Annotated in this window: 15 protein-coding genes; 7 read left to right on the forward strand and 8 right to left on the reverse strand. The window is 63.6% G+C overall.

Annotated elements, in window-relative coordinates; genetic code table 11:
- Window positions 1-2: 2 nt before the first annotated feature.
- The 5 genes from ACTXGA_RS14535 to ACTXGA_RS14555 all read left to right on the forward strand — a co-directional run bounded on the left by ACTXGA_RS14535 (window position 3) and on the right by ACTXGA_RS14555 (window position 4,871).
- Window positions 3-1,637 carry a long-chain-fatty-acid--CoA ligase gene (locus ACTXGA_RS14535; protein WP_443394824.1) on the forward strand — a complete coding sequence of 545 codons (1,635 nt, stop codon included), beginning with the start codon at window positions 3-5 and terminating at the stop codon, window positions 1,635-1,637.
- A complete protein-coding gene (locus ACTXGA_RS14540) occupies window positions 1,627-2,064 on the forward strand; it encodes a MaoC family dehydratase (RefSeq protein ID WP_443394826.1) in 438 nt (145 codons plus the stop codon). The genes ACTXGA_RS14535 and ACTXGA_RS14540 overlap by 11 nt, the downstream gene beginning before the upstream one ends.
- A 110-nt stretch (window positions 2,065-2,174) precedes the next feature.
- Window positions 2,175-3,410 (forward strand): acyl-CoA dehydrogenase family protein, encoded by a 1,236-nt coding sequence (locus ACTXGA_RS14545; protein WP_443394827.1) that lies wholly within the window; start codon window positions 2,175-2,177, stop codon window positions 3,408-3,410.
- Window positions 3,411-3,460: 50 nt separating this feature from the next.
- Window positions 3,461-4,483: a phosphotransferase family protein gene (locus ACTXGA_RS14550; RefSeq protein ID WP_443394829.1), complete on the forward strand. Its 1,023-nt coding sequence runs from the start codon at window positions 3,461-3,463 to the stop codon at window positions 4,481-4,483.
- Window positions 4,476-4,871 (forward strand): PaaI family thioesterase, encoded by a 396-nt coding sequence (locus ACTXGA_RS14555; RefSeq protein WP_443394831.1) that lies wholly within the window; start codon window positions 4,476-4,478, stop codon window positions 4,869-4,871. Before ACTXGA_RS14550 ends, ACTXGA_RS14555 begins: the two co-directional genes overlap by 8 nt.
- Before the next feature lie 21 nt (window positions 4,872-4,892).
- Here the strand turns inward: ACTXGA_RS14555 and gph are convergent, their stop codons facing one another.
- From gph to ACTXGA_RS14595, 8 genes are all read right to left on the reverse strand, one after another.
- Window positions 4,893-5,537: a phosphoglycolate phosphatase gene (gph, locus tag ACTXGA_RS14560; protein WP_443394833.1), complete on the reverse strand. Its 645-nt coding sequence runs from the start codon at window positions 5,535-5,537 to the stop codon at window positions 4,893-4,895.
- Window positions 5,534-6,223, reverse strand: a complete 690-nt coding sequence (rpe, locus tag ACTXGA_RS14565) for a ribulose-phosphate 3-epimerase (RefSeq protein WP_443394835.1) — start codon at window positions 6,221-6,223, stop codon at window positions 5,534-5,536. Before rpe ends, gph begins: the two co-directional genes overlap by 4 nt.
- 24 nt (window positions 6,224-6,247) lie before the next feature.
- Window positions 6,248-7,180 carry a 2-hydroxyacid dehydrogenase gene (locus ACTXGA_RS14570; RefSeq protein ID WP_443394837.1) on the reverse strand — a complete coding sequence of 311 codons (933 nt, stop codon included), beginning with the start codon at window positions 7,178-7,180 and terminating at the stop codon, window positions 6,248-6,250.
- A gap of 64 nt (window positions 7,181-7,244) precedes the next feature.
- Window positions 7,245-8,384 (reverse strand): rod shape-determining protein RodA, encoded by a 1,140-nt coding sequence (gene rodA / locus ACTXGA_RS14575; RefSeq protein ID WP_443394839.1) that lies wholly within the window; start codon window positions 8,382-8,384, stop codon window positions 7,245-7,247.
- Window positions 8,381-10,321 (reverse strand): penicillin-binding protein 2, encoded by a 1,941-nt coding sequence (mrdA, locus tag ACTXGA_RS14580; RefSeq protein WP_443394841.1) that lies wholly within the window; start codon window positions 10,319-10,321, stop codon window positions 8,381-8,383. The genes rodA and mrdA overlap by 4 nt, the downstream gene beginning before the upstream one ends.
- On the reverse strand, window positions 10,318-10,857 hold the full coding sequence (locus ACTXGA_RS14585; RefSeq protein ID WP_443394843.1) for a rod shape-determining protein MreD: 540 nt from the start codon (window positions 10,855-10,857) through the stop codon (window positions 10,318-10,320). Before ACTXGA_RS14585 ends, mrdA begins: the two co-directional genes overlap by 4 nt.
- A complete protein-coding gene (mreC, locus tag ACTXGA_RS14590; RefSeq protein ID WP_443394845.1) occupies window positions 10,850-11,764 on the reverse strand; it encodes a rod shape-determining protein MreC in 915 nt (304 codons plus the stop codon). Before mreC ends, ACTXGA_RS14585 begins: the two co-directional genes overlap by 8 nt.
- A 77-nt stretch (window positions 11,765-11,841) precedes the next feature.
- Entirely contained in the window at window positions 11,842-12,879 is a 1,038-nt protein-coding gene (locus ACTXGA_RS14595) for a rod shape-determining protein (protein WP_443395006.1), read from the reverse strand.
- Window positions 12,880-13,503: 624 nt separating this feature from the next.
- On the opposite strand from ACTXGA_RS14595, the gene ACTXGA_RS14600 reads away from it, so the two are divergent.
- Entirely contained in the window at window positions 13,504-13,908 is a 405-nt protein-coding gene (locus ACTXGA_RS14600) for a hypothetical protein (protein WP_443394847.1), read from the forward strand.
- 187 nt (window positions 13,909-14,095) lie between these two features.
- Window positions 14,096-16,597, forward strand: a complete 2,502-nt coding sequence (locus ACTXGA_RS14605) for a GcvT family protein (RefSeq protein ID WP_443394848.1) — start codon at window positions 14,096-14,098, stop codon at window positions 16,595-16,597.
- The last annotated feature ends 152 nt before the right edge of the window (window positions 16,598-16,749 follow it).

The raw sequence follows: 16,749 nt of genomic DNA on the forward strand, positions 1-16,749 counted from the left end.
AGATGCAAGGCATGATGATGAACATGCCGCTGAGAATCATCGAGATTCTCAATTATGCGGCACAGGCCCATCCGGGGGCGGGCATCGTTTCCGTCCGGACCGAAGGTGACATTCACCGCCAGAGCTATGCCCAGACCTACGCCCGTGCGGCGCAACTGGCCCACGGGTTGGCGGCGCTGGGCGTGGAAACCGGCGACCGGGTGGCGACGCTGGCTTGGAACGGCTATCGGCATTTCGAGCTTTATTACGCGGTCTCGGGGATGGGGGCGGTTTGCCACACGATCAACCCGCGGCTGTCGGCAGAGCAAATGCTCTATATCATCAACCATGCCACGGACCGGGTGCTCTGTGTCGACGTGACCTTTATGCCGATTGTCGAAGCACTGGCGCCGCATTTGCCCGATGGCCTGAAGTTGGTCGCCCTGACCGACCGGGCGCATATGCCCGACAGCGCGCTGGAGTGGCTGTGTTACGAAGAGCTGTTGGACGGCCAGCCAGAGATCTATGACTGGCCAATTTTGCCCGAAGATACTGCCTCGGGTCTGTGTTACACCTCTGGCACCACGGGGCATCCAAAAGGCGCGCTCTATTCCCATCGTTCGACGGTTTTGCACGCGCTGTTCCTGACGGTTTCAGTGCCACGCTCACTGCATGTTGGATCGCATATCCTGCCGGTTGTTCCCATGTTTCACGTCAATTCCTGGGGGTTGCCCTATGCGGCGCCGCTGGCGGGGGCTTCGCTGATCATGCCGGGGGGCAAGCTGGATGGGGCTTCGGTTTTCGAATTGATGGAAAACGAGGGCGTGACGGCCGCTTGGGGGGTCCCAACGGTCTGGCTGGGACTGCGGGCCGAGATCGAGGCGCGGGGCGCCATTCCGTCGGCGCTGGATCAGCTTGTGATCGGCGGTTCTGCCGCGCCGCGTCCGATGATCGAGTTCTTTGAAAGCCGGGGCGTGGATGTCTGCCATGCCTGGGGCATGACCGAAATGAGCCCGGTTGGCACCCATGGACAGCTTTCGCCACCGATGCAGGACTGGCCCTTTGAACAACGCATGGCCACCAAGGCCAAACAGGGGCGACGGGTGTTCGGGGTCGAACTGAAAATTTCGGATGAGTCCGGGCAGGCGCTGCCGCAGGATGGCAAGGCCGTGGGCGAATTGTTTGTCCGCGGCAACACGGTGATCTCCGGTTATTTCGAAAATCCCGAAGCATCTGAGGAAACTTTTGATTCCCAAGGGTGGTTCGGAACCGGCGACGTGGCAAGCATCGATCCGCAGGGGTTCTTGTATATTCAGGACCGGGCCAAGGACCTGATCAAATCGGGTGGCGAGTGGATCAGTTCTCTGGATCTGGAAAATATCGCCATCGGGCATCCGAAGGTGGCGAATTGTGCGGTGATCGCCGTGCCGCATCCCAAGTGGGAGGAACGGCCGCTGCTGATTGTTGTGCCGCGCGATGCGGGGGATCCCCCGGTTTTGTCGGATTTCCACGACATGATGCTGGAGCATCTGGCGAAATGGCAATTGCCGGACGCGGTGGAATATGTCGAGGATCTGCCGCTGACGGCGACCGGCAAGGTGTCCAAGCTGACACTGCGCCAGCGGTTTGCGAACTACGCGTTGCCCGATGCTGATTGACCGGTTGCGCGACCTCGCCCCGCAAGAGACCGAATGGGTGGAACTGGACGCGGCGCGGGTCAAGGCCTTTGCTGATGCCACCGATGACTGGCAGTTCATTCATCTGGACGAAGCGCGCGCGGCGGAGACGCCGTTTGGCGGCCGTATCGCGCATGGGTTCCTGACGTTGTCGATGCTGTCGATGATGTCCTACCAGGTGATGACCGGCGTGCCGGGGGTCGCGTCCAGCGTGAACTATGGCTTTGACCGCATTCGCTTTATCTCGCCCGTGCGCGTGGGGCGGCGGGTCCGTGGCCGTTTCGTAGTGGCCGGTGTCGACGAAGGCGACGGTTGGCTTGGCGTGCATTGGGACGTCGAGGTGGAGATCGAAGGCGAAGAGCGGCCAGCGCTTGCAGCCAACTGGATCACGCGGTTGTATTTGGACTGAACGGGGGCAGGCCGCCCGCGCATCGACCGGCGCGGCGCCCACCCACCCACCCGCGCGCGCCGATCGACCCGCGGGCGGCCTTGGCGGAATGGCGCAGATTGGGAGAGAGCATGGATCTTGGAATGACGGAGCGGGTGAAGCCGCTGGTGGCGCAGGTGCGCAGGATGATCGAGGAAGAGATTGCGCCGCTGGATGCAGAGTTTCACGCATTGGTCGGCAGCCATCCTTCGGGCGACCGGTTTCAGCATGTGCCGCGACAGTTGGAGATCCTGAACGGGCTGAAGGCCAAGGCGAAAGAGCGCGGTCTGTGGAATTTCTGGCTGACCGGGTCGGATCGCGGTTATGGGCTGAGCACCGTGGAATATGCCTATCTGGCCGAAGAGATGGGCAAGGTGGGGATCGCCGCCGAGGTGTTCAACTGCAACGCCCCCGACACCGGCAACATGGAGGTGCTGGAGCGCTACGGGGACGACTGGATGAAGGAGCGCTGGCTGGGCCGGTTGCTGGACGGGGACATCCGGTCCGCCTACGTGATGACAGAGCCGGATGTGGCCTCCTCTGACGCGGCGCAACTGGCGTTCGAGGCGCGGCGGGAGGGCGATGACTTTGTCCTGAATGGCGAGAAGTGGTGGATCAGCGGGGCCGGGGATCCGCGCTGCGGATTGTATATCCTGATGGCCTGCACCGATCCCGAGGCGGCGAAACACGCGCGGCACACCATGTTCGTGATGGACCCGGACACGCCGGGAATCGAGGTGCTGCGGCCGATGCAGGTCTTTGGCCATGATGACGCGCCGCACGGGCATATGCACATCCGCTTTACCGACGTGCGGATCCCGGCGCGCAACATCGTTCTGGGAGAAGGGCGCGGCTTCGAAGTGGCGCAGGGGCGGCTGGGACCGGGGCGTATCCACCACTGCATGCGCGCCATCGGTCAGGCGGAAAAGGCGCTGGAGATGATGTGCAAGCGGGGCCTTGGGCGGGAGGCCTTTGGCAAGCGGATCGCCGATCTGGGCGCAAATTACGACATCATCGCCAATGCGCGGATGGAAATCGAGATGGCGCGCCTGCTGTGTCTGAAAGCGGCTTGGATGATGGACACCGCCGGGGTGCGTGCGGCGCAGCCGTGGATTTCCAAGATCAAGGTGGTGGCGCCCTTGATGGCCGGAAAGGTCGTCGACGAGGCGATGCAGTTGCATGGCGCGGGCGGGATCAGTCAGGATTACGACCTTGCAATGATGTGGACGCACATCCGGACGCTGCGGTTTGCCGACGGACCGGATGCCGTTCACCGCCGGCAGGTGGCGCGGGCCGAATTGCGCAAATACGCCAACGAGAAGATCTGAACACGACCGTCGCGGGGCGTATTTTCAAAGAGAAGAAGCAGGGGGGCGGGATGCAGTCGGATGAGCTTGCACGTGTGGCGACGTGGATGAGCGCCCATGTCGAGGGCTTTCAAGGTCCTGTCACGGCGGAGAAATTCGACGTCGGTCAGTCCAACCCGACATATCGGCTGCAAAGCGCGTCTGGTTCTTACGTGTTGCGGCGCAAACCGCCTGGGCAGTTGTTGAAATCCGCTCATGCTGTAGACCGGGAGTTCCGGGTGCAGCGCGCTTTGGCCGGGTCTGCAGTGCCAGTGCCGCGCATGTACGCGCTGTGTGAGGACGAGAGTGTTCTGGGAACGATGTTCTACGTGATGGAACATGTGGCGGGGCGCAACCTGATCGATCCAACCCTGCCGGGTGAGACGCGGGCAGGGCGGGCGGCCATCATGGATGAGATGAACCGGGTTCTGGCGACGATCCATGACGTGGATATTGTGACGGCCGGTCTGAACGATTTTGGTGCACCGGGAAATTACTATGAGCGGCAGCTGGGACGTTGGACGAGCCAGTACCGCGCGTCCGAGACCGAGGCGCAGCCGGACATGGAGGCGCTGGTGTCGTGGTTGGAGGGCGCCTTGCCCGTCGATGACGGGCAGCGCACCTTGGTGCATGGCGATTACCGGATCGACAACCTGCTGTTTGCGGTGGAGGGACCGGCCTGCCTTGCGGTTGTGGACTGGGAGCTGTCGACGCTGGGCCATCCCTATGCAGATCTGGCCGGGGTGTTGATGCAATGGCAGTTGCCGCCGGGGACAGAGGGGCGCGGGCTGGCCGGGGTGGACCGCGCTGCTCTTGGTCTGCCCTCGGATGAGGAATTCGTGTCCGACTATTGCGCGCGGCGCGGAATCGGCGAAATCGAGGGGCTGGGATTTTATGTGGCCTTCGCCTTTTTCCGCATGGCCGCGATCCTGCAAGGGGTCAAGAAGCGCGCCCTTGACGGCAATGCGGCGAACCCGGAAAAGGCCGTGAAGCTGGGCGCTTATGTGCCGCAGTTTGCCAGATTGGGGCTGGAGGCACGACAGCGTTATGGATGAGGCGTTCCGCGAAGACCCCTATGCCTTTGTCCGGCATCTGGGCATGGAAATGGTCGAGTGGCGCGACGGCTACGCCGCATTTGACCTGCCGCTGGAGGCCTTTCTTATGAACCGGCATGGCAATCCGCATGGCGGGGTTCACGCCTCTTTGCTGGACACGGTGATGGGGTATGCGGGGTGCTGGACCGGTGATCCGGAACGTCGCCAGATGGCCCTGACCCTCAGCCTGAACGTGCAATACCTGTCGCGCCCACGCGGGCAGGTGATGAAGGCGGAGGGCTGGAAGACCGGTGGCGGGCGGTCCAGCTTTTTCGCCGAGGCGCAGATCACCGACGAGACCGGCGAATTGATCGCCAAGGGGACGGGCGTCTTCAAATATCGGTCGTGACGCGGCGGGGTGAACCCCGCCCTACGCCAATTGCGCAACCAGTTTCGGCAATTCGTCGTAGGCGGTGAAGCGCGCGGTGTGGGGCAGGGCCTCGACCGGCGATTTGCGATAGCCTTCGGTGAACAGCAGGAAGGGCACCCCGGCGGCCTGCGCGGTTTCCGCGTCGGTTTCGCTGTCTCCTACGTAGAGCGCGCGTGTCGCACCATCGAGGGCCGCGAACAGCATGTTCGGGTTGGGCTTGCGGGTCGGCAGGCTGTCACCGCCGATCACCACTTCGAACAACCCGTCGAGGCCAGTGTCCCGCAGGGCAGAGCGCGTCGCCTCGTAGGGTTTGTTGGTGCACAGGGTCAGGCGGTGACCCGCATCGCGCAGCGCGATCAGCGTCTCGCGTGCCTGCGGATAGACAGAGGCCGGATCGCTGGGCGTGTTGACGTAGTGAAACATCGTGCGCCGGGTCAGCTCCGCGTGGTGGGACTGCGGCGCGCCGATATGGTCCAGCACCTGTTGCAGCAGGATCGGCAGGCCGCGCCCGACAAAGCCCTGGACCGTTTCACGGTCCAGTGTCGGCAGAGCCATTTCCTCCAGCGCGGCGCAGACCCCGTGATGGATATGCGGCACACTGTCGATCAGCGTGCCGTCCAGATCAAAGGCGATTGTCAGGCTCATGCCGCGACGGTGGTCACGGCGGTGCGGATCGCGCGGATGTTGTCGCCGTAGGGGGCCGGGTTGGCGACCGAGCCGCCCTTGAACACGGCAGAGCCCGCCACCAACACGTCGGCGCCCGCGTTCACGACCAGAGGCGCGGTTTCCGGTGTGACGCCACCGTCGATCTCGATATGCACCGGGCGGTCACCGATCATGGCGCGCAACTGGCGGACCTTGGCGGTCATGTCGATGAACTTCTGCCCACCAAATCCGGGGTTCACCGTCATCACGCAGATCAGGTCGGTCAGGTCCAGCAGATCTTGGACCGCCTGCGCCGGGGTGCCCGGGTTCAGCGCCACACCTGCCTTCATGCCTGCGCCGCGGATGGCCTGCAGGGTGCGGTGGATATGGGGGCCGGCCTCTACATGGGCGGTCAGGATGTCCGCGCCCGCATCGGCGAAGGCATCGATATAGGGATCGACCGGCGCAATCATCAGGTGCACGTCCATCACCGTCTTGACGTGTTTGCGAAAGGCTTTGACGGCGGGCGGGCCGAAGGTGAGGTTGGGCACGAAATGCCCGTCCATCACGTCGACGTGGATCCAGTCGGCGCCCTGTGCCTCGACCGCCTCGATCTCGCGCCCGAAGTCGGCGAAATCGGCGGAGAGGATCGAAGGGGCGATTTTCACGCTGCGGTCAAAGCTCATGGCAGATCTCCTTTTGGCGGTTCCTTAGTACCCGGCGGCGCGGTCCACAAGATGATGCAATGTCTCGCCTGCCTCGCCGCGGCGGATGTTAGCGGCGATGACTTTGGCGGCGGTTTCGGGCCGGGTGGTGGATGCGATGTGCGGCGTGATCGTTACGTTGGGATGCGCCCAGAACGCATGATCCTGCGGCAAGGGTTCGGTGCGAAAGACGTCCAGCGTGGCATGGCCGGTCTGGCCGCTGTCCAGCGCCGCCAGCAATGCGTCGTCGTCGATCAGAGGGCCGCGCCCGGGGTTCAGGATCACGGCGCCTCTGGCTGGCAGTGCCAGCGTGTCCGCGTTCAGCAGATTAAGCGTGGCCGATGTGTCCGGCAGCAGCAGGATCACGATCTGCGCGCCGGACAAAGCCTTGCGCAGCCCGTCCTCGCCGGACAGGCAGGTAACGCCCGGCAGGTCTTTTTGCGACCGGCTCCACCCGGTGACGGGAAAGCCAAGCGCGGTCAACGCCTTGGCGCAGGCCTGCCCAAGCGCACCAAGGCCAAGGATCGTGACCGGGCGGTCAACCGACAGGGGCGGTGGCGTTGGATCCCATTCCTGCGTCGGGTTCACGATGTGCCGATCCATGCCAAGGTGATGGCGCAGCGTGTGGCCGGTGACCCATTCGACCATGCCCTGTGTCAGGCCATCCTCATCGACCATCCGGGTCAGTGGCACCTTCAGTGTCTCATTCCCGATGATCCCCTCGACCCCCGCCCAGAGATTCATGACCGCCTTCAGACGTGTGAAGGGGGTGAAATCCTGCACGTCGGAATTGGGCGCATAGACGATGTAATCGACGCTTTCGGGCGGCAGTTCAGTGCCCAGTTCATACGACAGACCGGCCGTGTCGAGCGCGGCGCGCAGCGGCGTCTCATATTCGTCCCAGCGTTCGGTTTGGGCGGCAAAGAGGATGTTCGGCATGGGCTGGTCCTTTCGGTGTCGGGAGCAGCTTTAGTCGGATTCGAGGCGGGGGTGAAAGGGGGGGTTACCGAGGTCTGTGAATATGGGCGCTCTGCACCAGACCAAAGGCCAGCAGCAGCACCAGCATGGCAGAGCCGCCGTAACTCACCATAGGCAGCGGCACGCCCACAACCGGGGCAAGGCCCATGACCATCGACATGTTGACCGCGAAGAACAGGAAGAACGTCAGGCCGACACCAAGGATCAGCAGCGACGAAAACCGGTCACGGTTTTGCAGCGCCGCAAAGATGCAGAACAGCAGGATCAGCACGTAAAGGCCCAGCAGGGACACCCCGCCGACAAAGCCGAATTCCTCTGCCAGCGTGTTGAAGATGAAGTCCGTGTGCTTTTCCGGCAGGAAGTTCAGCCGCGACTGCGTGCCCTGCATGAACCCGCGCCCGGTCCAGCCACCGGAGCCCATGGCGATCTTGGCCTGCGTGATGTGATACCCCGCGCCCAATGGATCCGAAGAGGGGTCAAGAAAGGTATCGATGCGGCGGAACTGGTAATCCGCCAGCAATTGCCAATCGGTCCCGCGCGACTGGAACACGGCCCAGATGCCGCCAATGCCCGCGCCGATCACGGTGGCGAAATAAAGCCAGTGGACCCCGGCAAGGAACATCACCAACCCACCCGCCGTCATCAACAGGATCGCAGTGCCAAGGTCCGGCTGCATCAGCACAAGACCGGTGGGCAACAGGATGATTAGTATGGGCACCAGTACCCACAGCGGGCGCGACGTCTTGTTCAGCGGCAGGCGGTCGTAATAGGCGGCCAGCAGCATGACGAGGGCGATCTTCATCACCTCCGACGGCTGCAGACGCATGAACCCAAGGTCGATCCAGCGCTGCGCGCCCATGCCGACCGTGCCAAAAAATTCGACCATCACCAGCAGCGCCAGAGAGCCGGCATAGGCAAGCAGCGCCATGTTTCGCCAGAAATAGATCGGTACGAGGGCGACGACGAACATCACCGCCATGCCAAGGCCAAAGCGCTTGATCTGGGGCTCCGCCCAAGGGCTGAACGATCCGCCCGCCACCGAATAGAGCATCAGAAAACCGACACCGGCAACCGCGGTCAGCAGCACGACCAGCGGCCAGTTGAAGTGCAGGATCTTGCGCCAGCCGGTGGGGACCGTTTTGACGTTGTACTCAAGATAGGTCACGCGCTGTCGCTCCCCTCGCGGCGCTCGGCGCGTTCGCGGGCCAGCCGTTCCTGCTGTGCCTTGATGCGGCGGCGGTCGGAGCTGGGATAGGCCTCCAGCGGCGGATCGCCGCCATAGAGCGCCTGCAGGGTCACGTCACGGGCAATGGGGGCTGCGGCCGTGCTGCCGCCACCGCCGTGTTCGACCACCACCGAAACCGCGATCTGCGGCGCGTCATACGGCGCGAAGTTCACGAACAAGGCGTGGTCACGACGCTCCCACGGCAGGTCATCGTTCGATGTGACGCCGCGGGCGCGTTCCGCCGTCGTGATGTTGCGGACCTGGCTGGTGCCGGTCTTGCCCGCCATGCGCAGATTTGCCTCGGCGATGCGGGTCCGGAAGGCGGTGCCGTGACGGTGGTTGGAAACCGCGTACATCGCGCGCCGTACGTTCAGCAGGTGGTTCGGGTTCAGCCCCATCGAGCCGTCGTTGCGGACCGCAGTTTCGACGCCGTCGACGCTCCGGACAAGTCTCGGAGAGACAATGTTGCCCGTCGCCAGACGCGCCGACATGACGGCAAGCTGCAACGGTGAGGCCAGAACGAACCCCTGACCGATGGACGAGTTGACCGAGTCGCCGATCACCCATTCCGCCCCGCGTTCGCGCAGTTTCCACGATTTGTCCGGGATCAGACCGCTGGTCACGGCGGACATCGGGATGTCATGCGCCTGACCGAGGCCGAACCGACGGGCCATCTGGGCGATGCGTTCGATCCCGACTTTCAGCGCCAGTTCGTAATAATAGACGTCACAGCTTTCACGCAGACTGGCCTCAAGGTTCATGTGGCCGTGGCCAACCCGTTTCCAGCAGTGGAACTTGCGCCCGCCAACCTCAAGATGGCCGGGGCACCAGAACGTGTCCTCGGGCGACATGATGCCGGCATCCATCGCGGCCAGCGCGGTGATCATCTTGAAGGTCGAGCCCGGCGGATAGGCGTCCTGCACGGTCTTCGACGCCAGCGGGCGGTGATCGTTTTCCCGCAACACACCGTAATCCGCGACGGAAATGCCGCGCACGAACTTGTTGGGATCGTAGGAAGGGGCCGAGGCGATGGCCAGCAGATCGCCGTTGTTCACGTCCATGACCACGACAGAGGCGCTTTCCTGTCCCAGACGCGCCTGAACATATTCCTGCAGGGCCGTGTCGACGGTCAGTTGCAGATCGGCACCGGCCTCGCCTTCGCGGCGGTCAAGCTCCCGCATGACGCGGCCGACGGCGTTGACCTCGACCCGCTTGGCCCCGGCATTGCCGCGCAGGACGGATTCGTACTTGGCCTCGACGCCGACCTTGCCAATCTGGAAACGCGGGATGCGCAGAACCGGCGGCGGGTCCTCGTATCGGGCCAGATCACGCTCCGATACCGGGCCGACATAGCCGGCGACATGCGCGAACAATTCGCGGTTGGGATAGAACCGCGACAGGCCGACCTCGGTGGTTACGCCGGGCAGGGCCGGGGCGTTCACGGCGACGCGGCTGAATTCATCCCATGACACACGGTCGGCGACGGTGACCGGAAAGAAGGGGGCTGTGCGCTCCATCTCTGTCAGGGCGCGGTTCAGGTCATCCTCGTCCAGTTCGATCAACTGGCCAAGGCGCTGGATCACTTGACCCACATCGCCCGCATCCTCACGAGTGATGGTGACGCGGTAGGTCTGTTCGTTTTCGGCGATGATCCGGCCTTCGCGGTCGAAAATCCGGCCGCGCGATGGCGGGATCAGCCGGATGTTGATGCGGTTTTCTTCGGCCAGCAGGCGAAACTCATCGGCCTGATCCACCTGCATGTGCCGCATGCGCAGCGCGAGCAGCCCGGCAAAGCCGATCTGCACCCCGCCCAGAATCAATCCCCGACGCGAAATTCGGCGGGCGGATTCGGCGGTCTCTCTGGGGCTGCGTCTCATAGTGGGCGTCCCGTGTGATCATATTCGCCGGGCGCGCTGCGGCGCACGCCGAGGACAAGATAGGAAAGCGCGGCCACCAGCGGGTAGGCCGCGACCGTCATACCATATTGCATCACCCATAATGAAAGCATTCCGGGGGTCACGATCAAGATTCCGAGAACGATTCTGTAGATCAGCGTGATGAACAACAGCGCACTGGCCGCCGTCAGCCATTCGGCAAAAAACGTGTTTTCGCGGACCTGTCGGCCGCGCGCCTTCAGCCATTCTGAGGCCAGAAGCACCAACAGCGCCCAGAGCCCGGGTGGACGCTGAAACAGCAAGTCGGCCAACAGCATGACCACGGCGACCGATATCATCGGCACGTAGTCCGGCCGCCGCAGGCACCAGACAAAGGTCAGGACCGTCAGCAAGTCCGGGCCAGCCATGCTGCGTGGAGTCATCTGCAGCGGCAGCAGGTGGAAAAAGGCGATCACCAGGGCCAGGCCGAAATAGGTTGCCCGCATTGCCCAGAGCCGGCGCGGGCTGTTCTCAGCCATCTCCCGGCGCCTCTGTCGGAGCTGGCGGGTCGCCCGCGTCGGGCAGGGCGTCGGGCAGGATCAGGCTAGAGGGGGCGTCGACCGCCCGAGATCCGTGATCGCGCAGCACGCGCAGGAATTCCAGCCGTTCGTAATCCGCCGCAAGACGGACGCGCAACCGCCCGCCCGGATCCTCCGCCACCTGTCCGATCAGAAGTCCGGGGGGGAAAACCTCGCCATCGCCGGTGGTGACGATGCGGTCCCCGGGGCGGACAAGGCCCGGGTTTTCCAGAAAGTCGATGGGCGGGGCAGAGGTGTTGTCGCCCGCGATCAGCGCCAGTTGGCCCGAGGGCTGGATTTCTGCCGGGATCCGGCTGGTGGCGTCCGTGATCAGGATCACGCGGCTGGTGTTGGCGCCCACGCCGGAAATCCTCCCGACCAGACCGATACCGTCCATTGTCGCCCAACCGTCGACAATTCCGTCCCGGCTGCCCACATTGATCAGGACCGACTGGCGGAACGGGCTGCCGCTGTCGGCCAGAACGACGGCGGTGATATAGGTCAGGCGCGGGTCGAGGCGGACATTGTTCAGATCGCGCAGGCGGGCGTTTTCCTGTTCGAGCTGCAGCGCCGCCTCTTCCCAGGCGGTCATCTTGCGCAATTCGCGGCGCAATTCCTCGTTCTGTTCATAGAGGCGCTGATAGCTCTGGAAATCGCGCAGCAGGCGGACGGAGGCGGTGACGGGTGCCATCGCCCAGTCCATGCGCGGGACCACCGCATCGATCACCTGCGCGCGAAAGCGTTCCACGCGGGGGCTGTCGATGCGCCACAGCAGGAAGATGCCCGACAGAACAAGCACCAGCACGACAAGCAACAGCCGCTTCAGCGGGCCGGTGAAGTCATCGGATGCATTGCGGTCGCTGGCCAAGGGTTCCTCGCGTCACACTGGCTGGATGATACCGTGGGCCGGGTGTCTGGTCGAGCGGGCGAATGCCCGCTCTGCCGTCAGCTGTCGTAATCGATCGCGTGGCGCAGCTGTTTTTCGTATTCCAGCGCCTTGCCGGTGCCAAGCGCCACGCAGTTCAGCGACTCGTCGGCGATAGAAACGGCCAGACCGGTCTGCTCGCGCAGGGCAAGGTCCAGATCGCCCAGAAGGGCGCCACCGCCGGTCAGCATGACGCCACGGTCGACTATGTCCGCGGCGAGATCCGGGGGCGTCGCCTCGAGCGCGGTCATCACCGCCTCGCAGATCTGCTGCACCGGTTCTGCCAATGCTTCGGCGACTTGGGCCTGGCTGATCTCGGTCTCCTTGGGCACGCCGTTCAGCAGGTCGCGGCCACGGATCTGCATCGAAGAGCCGCGCCCGTCGTCGGGCATGCGCGCCGTACCGATGGAGGTCTTGATGCGTTCGGCAGTGGATTCGCCCACCAGCAGGTTCTGCTGGCGGCGGAGGTAGTTGATGATGGCCTCATCCATCCGGTCGCCGCCGACGCGGATCGAACGGGCGTAGACGATGTCGCCCAGCGACAGCACCGCGACTTCGGTCGTACCGCCGCCGATGTCCACGACCATGTTGCCGGTCGGGTCGGTGATCGGCATGCCGGCCCCGATGGCGGCCGCGATCGGCTCTGCGATCAGGCCCGCCTTACGCGCGCCCGCGCTCAGCACGGACTGGCGGATCGCCCGCTTTTCGACCGGGGTCGCGCCATGCGGCACGCAGACGATGATCTTCGGCTTCGAAAAGGTCGAGCGGCGGTGAACCTTGCGGATGAATTCCTTGATCATCGCCTCGGCGGTATCGAAATCCGCGATCACGCCTTCGCGCATCGGGCGGATCGCCTCGATGCTGCCGGGGGTGCGGCCCAGCATCAGCTTGGCGTCCTCACCCACGGCCAGAACCTTTTTCTGGCCGTCCTTGATATGATAGGCGACGACGGAAGGCTCGGAGAGAACGACACCTTTGCCTTTAACGTAGACCAGCGTGTTCGCCGTCCCCAGGTCGATAGCCATGTCCGAAGAGAACAGGCCGAGGATGCCATCCATGCCAAACATTTTTCTTGCCCCATTGCCTCAAAGGCCCGCGACTCCCCAGAGTCCGGACCTGCGTCTGTATAGGCCTGCGCCATGGGATGGTGAAGGGGGGGCAGAGGGCAAATCAGCGGGGAATCGCCGCAGTGCCTGTGGACAAGACAGAGCGCCTTTCGTTGAGGCGGCGGTTTGCCCCAATGGCTTCTGGCAGAACGCCCCGGGCCTGCCTTGTAAGGACGACCTGCAGACCCGGCAAATTCGCGGAGGGACCAGAGTCCTGCGGGACCGCACGTCGAACCCGCCGTGCCCTGACGGGGATACCTTCGATCAGCCCGCCGATCCGGTTGAAATGGTCAAGGAGGGCCAGCCGATGCCAGACCGGACGCACGAAACGACAGGCGGCGTCCTCGTCTCTCGGCGCGGTCCCCGAAGACCGGTCAGCGTCACCGTGCCCGGAACCTGCGCAAACGTCGTGGAGTCCACCGCTTCAACCCTCGCATGTACAGGGTGAGATCGAATCCCGGAAAGACATTGGCTGTGCCAGAAAATTTGAGAGAAACAACCGGGTAAGAAAGGTTTGACAGGTGTCCAAGGGCATGCGGTGATTGCCGAATATGCAATTGAAAGAAAGGTCTTGTTATGGTGCGTTTCGTTTCGATGATCCTGGCTTGCCTCATAGCTGGGCAGGCCGTGGCGGATTCCTGCTGGAATCACAACGGCTCGGTCATGCGCCTGACGGCGCAGGGCAACAGTCGCTGGCTGTGGTATGAAACCACGCCGCATGCCTGGCAGTATCCTGCAGGTGTGACGCCCGGCACGCTTTTGTTCAACGGTGTCAAGAATGGCGAATGGTACAGTGGCACCGCCCGCCGCTTTTCCAAGGCCTGTCCCGGCACGCCACTGGAATATCATGTCGAAGGGCCGGTGCTGCAAAATCCGCTGCGTGTGCAGATCACCGGCCAATACCAGGTGCACAACAATTGCCAGGCCACCGGCCAATGGAAGCAGGACACGCTGGTCTTTACCTACATGTACAACTGCTGAGACGGTCAGTAGGCCCCTGTTGGAGGGGCGTATTTTCAAAGAGAAGAAGCCGCAGCGGCGTTCTGCGGCTTCTTTCGTGCCGCCCGGAAGGCGCGCGCGTCGTTTTCCCCACATGACCTGTCGGGCGCGCGCGGCGCGGTGCCGTGCGGCGCGTTATTGAGAGGCAATTCAACCGGAGAGTCGTGTCATGAAAACCCATGTCAAAGCTTTGGTCGTCGGCGGTGGCGCCGTCGGCACCTCGATTGCCTATCATCTGGCCAAGGCGGGCTGGGACGATGTGATGCTGCTGGAGCGGGACGAGCTGACATCGGGCTCCACATGGCACGCGGCCGGTTTGCTGCCCTATTTCAACATGTCCTTCGCCACGACCCATATCCACGACTATTCGATCAAGTATTACAAGACGCTGGAAGAAGAGACCGGGTTGAACGCGGGCTTTTCGGTCGTCGGCAACCTGCGCATGGCCCAGACGCAGGAGCGTATGGACGAATACATGCTTTACGCGTCCACCGCCGAAACCTGCGGCGTGCCCTACGAATGGCTGTCGCCCGCGCAGATCAAGGAGCGGTGGCCGCTGGTCCGGACAGAGGACCTGAAAGGCGCGATCTACCACCCGACCGACGGCTACATCAATCCGGCCGACGTGACGATGGCCATGGCCAAGGGCGCGCGCCAGCGGGGCGTTCTGATCGAACGCAAGTGGCAGGTGGACGGCTACGAATGGACCGGCTCCGAATGGCGCGTCACCGTGACCAAGATGGTCGAGAAGGGCGGCAACCTCGTACCGTCTGACGAACAGACCGTCATCACCGCCGAACATGTCGTCACCGCCACCGGCAACCACGCGCAGCGCACCGCGCAGCTTCTGGGCATCAAGATCCCGGCCATCCCGGTCGAGCATCAGTATATCGTGACCGAACCGGACCCCGCCCTGGTGGAGTATCGCAAGACGCACGGCGAGCACCCGGTTCTGCGGGATGCGGATGCCAAGTGGTACGTGCGTGAGGAACGCGGCGGCTGGATCCTTGGCCCCTATGAACGCAACGCGCCCGCGCGGTTTGCCTATGGTGTGCCGGACAGCTTCCGCGCCGATCTCTTCCCGCTGGATCTGGAGCGGATCGAAGAGGAATACATGTCCATGATCCACCGGATTCCGTCCTCGGAAACCGTGGGTCTGAAGGACGATTTCAATGGCCCCATCTGTTATACGCCCGATGGCAACCCGCTGCTTGGCCCCGCACCGGGCCTGCGTAACATGTGGCTGGCCGAAGGGTTCTCTTTCGGGATCACCGCCGCCGGCGGCACCGGCTATTACCTCGCGCAGCTGATGGTGGAGGGCGAGGCCGAGATCGACATGGCGAGCCTCGACCCCAAGCGCTACGGCAGCTGGATGACGACCGAATACGCTGTGGCCAAGAACGAAGAGGCCTATGAGCACGTCTACATCCTGCACCACCCGGATGAGGAACGCCCCGCCGCCCGTCCGCTGCGCACCGCACCCGCCTATGACCGGCAAAAGGCGCTGGGCGCGCAGTTCGGCTGCGTGAATGGCTGGGAGCGGCCCAACTACTACGGCCCGCTGGATGCTGGTCCGGATTTCGACCACGACGCGCGCAGCTTCCGCCGTGGCGGTTGGTGGCAGCATGCGGTGGATGAGGCCAAGGCCATCCGCGAAGGCGTCGGCCTGATCGACGCCACCGCATTCACCAAGCATATCGTCGAAGGGCCGGGGGCGACGCAGTTCCTGGACTGGTTCACCTGCAACAAGCTGCCCAAGGTCGGCCGCATCAACCTGACCTACGCTCTGACCAGCCACGGAACCACGCGCACCGAATACACCATCGTGCGTCTGGCCGAGGACAGATACTACCTTGTCTCCGCGGGCGCCTGGACAGCCTACGACAGCGATTTCCTGATGAAGGCGATCGAGGACAAGCGAGACGAATTCGGCTGGATCTCTTGCCACGATGTCACCACGCAGTGGGGTGTCTTTGCCATTGCGGGTCCCAAGTCGCGCGATGTGCTGAAGGAGATCGTCAAGGATGCTGACCCGGACACCGTTCTGAGCAACAAGCGCTTCCCCTGGCTGACGATGCGCAACATCGAACTGGGCATGGTGCCGGTCATGGCGATCCGCGTGGCCTATACCGGCGAGCTTGGCTGGGAACTGCATCACCCCGTCGAGATGCAGAACAACCTGTGGGACCAACTGGTGACAGCAGGCGAAAAGCACGGGATGAAGCTGGTCGGCGCACGGGCGCAGAACTGGCTGCGGCAAGAAAAATCCTACCGCGCCTTCGGCAACGAGTTGGGCCGCGACGCGACCCCGCTGGAGGCTGACCTGCCGCGCTTTGTCGACCTGTCCAAGGATTTCCACGGCAAGGCAAAGCTGGAAGAGACCGGCATCCGCTCCAAATGCGTCACCCTGCTGATCGACGGCCCGTCCGATGCGGACCCCTGGGGGCGTGAGGCGCTCTATGCCGCGGACGGCACCCGCGTGGGGCGCCTGACCTCGGGCGGTTATTCCGTCCACTTCGGCAAGAGCATCGGCATGGGCTACGTCAAACCGGAACACGCGGTCGAAGGCACGGTGCTGAAGGTCAAGATGCTGGACCAGCTTTGGGACGCGACCGTCACCTGCGATAGTCCCTATGACCCGAAGAACGAGGTCATCCGCAAGGATAGGTGAGCCCCGGTCCGCTTAGCGGCAAACCCTCCGGTGGAGGGTTTGAGGGGCGAACGGGCAGAGCCCCGGAAAGGCCCCGGTCCGCTTAGCAGCAAACCCTCCCGCCACCTTGCCACAGGCGCAAGGCCGGATATGTTGTCAGGAAACAGGGCGCA

The sequence above is a fragment of the Antarctobacter jejuensis genome (assembly GCF_052266595.1).
In the GTDB taxonomy this organism is placed as follows: Bacteria; Pseudomonadota; Alphaproteobacteria; order Rhodobacterales; family Rhodobacteraceae; genus Antarctobacter; species Antarctobacter jejuensis.

Excerpts from the sequence above, each read along its gene's own strand:
- ACTXGA_RS14595 (WP_443395006.1), bottom strand. The coding sequence starts at position 12,879 with ATGGATGGCATCCTCGGCCTGTTCTCTTCGGACATGGCTATCGACCTG.
- gph (WP_443394833.1), bottom strand. The coding sequence starts at position 5,537 with ATGAGCCTGACAATCGCCTTTGATCTGGACGGCACGCTGATCGACAGT.
- ACTXGA_RS14600 (WP_443394847.1), top strand. The coding sequence starts at position 13,504 with ATGGTGCGTTTCGTTTCGATGATCCTGGCTTGCCTCATAGCTGGGCAG.
- rpe (WP_443394835.1), bottom strand. The coding sequence starts at position 6,223 with ATGAGCTTTGACCGCAGCGTGAAAATCGCCCCTTCGATCCTCTCCGCC.
- ACTXGA_RS14585 (WP_443394843.1), bottom strand. The coding sequence starts at position 10,857 with ATGGCTGAGAACAGCCCGCGCCGGCTCTGGGCAATGCGGGCAACCTAT.
- ACTXGA_RS14540 (WP_443394826.1), top strand. The coding sequence starts at position 1,627 with ATGCTGATTGACCGGTTGCGCGACCTCGCCCCGCAAGAGACCGAATGG.
- ACTXGA_RS14545 (WP_443394827.1), top strand. The coding sequence starts at position 2,175 with ATGGATCTTGGAATGACGGAGCGGGTGAAGCCGCTGGTGGCGCAGGTG.
- ACTXGA_RS14570 (WP_443394837.1), bottom strand. The coding sequence starts at position 7,180 with ATGCCGAACATCCTCTTTGCCGCCCAAACCGAACGCTGGGACGAATAT.
- ACTXGA_RS14555 (WP_443394831.1), top strand. The coding sequence starts at position 4,476 with ATGGATGAGGCGTTCCGCGAAGACCCCTATGCCTTTGTCCGGCATCTG.
- ACTXGA_RS14550 (WP_443394829.1), top strand. The coding sequence starts at position 3,461 with ATGCAGTCGGATGAGCTTGCACGTGTGGCGACGTGGATGAGCGCCCAT.
- ACTXGA_RS14605 (WP_443394848.1), top strand. The coding sequence starts at position 14,096 with ATGAAAACCCATGTCAAAGCTTTGGTCGTCGGCGGTGGCGCCGTCGGC.
- mrdA (WP_443394841.1), bottom strand. The coding sequence starts at position 10,321 with ATGAGACGCAGCCCCAGAGAGACCGCCGAATCCGCCCGCCGAATTTCG.
- ACTXGA_RS14535 (WP_443394824.1), top strand. The coding sequence starts at position 3 with ATGCAAGGCATGATGATGAACATGCCGCTGAGAATCATCGAGATTCTC.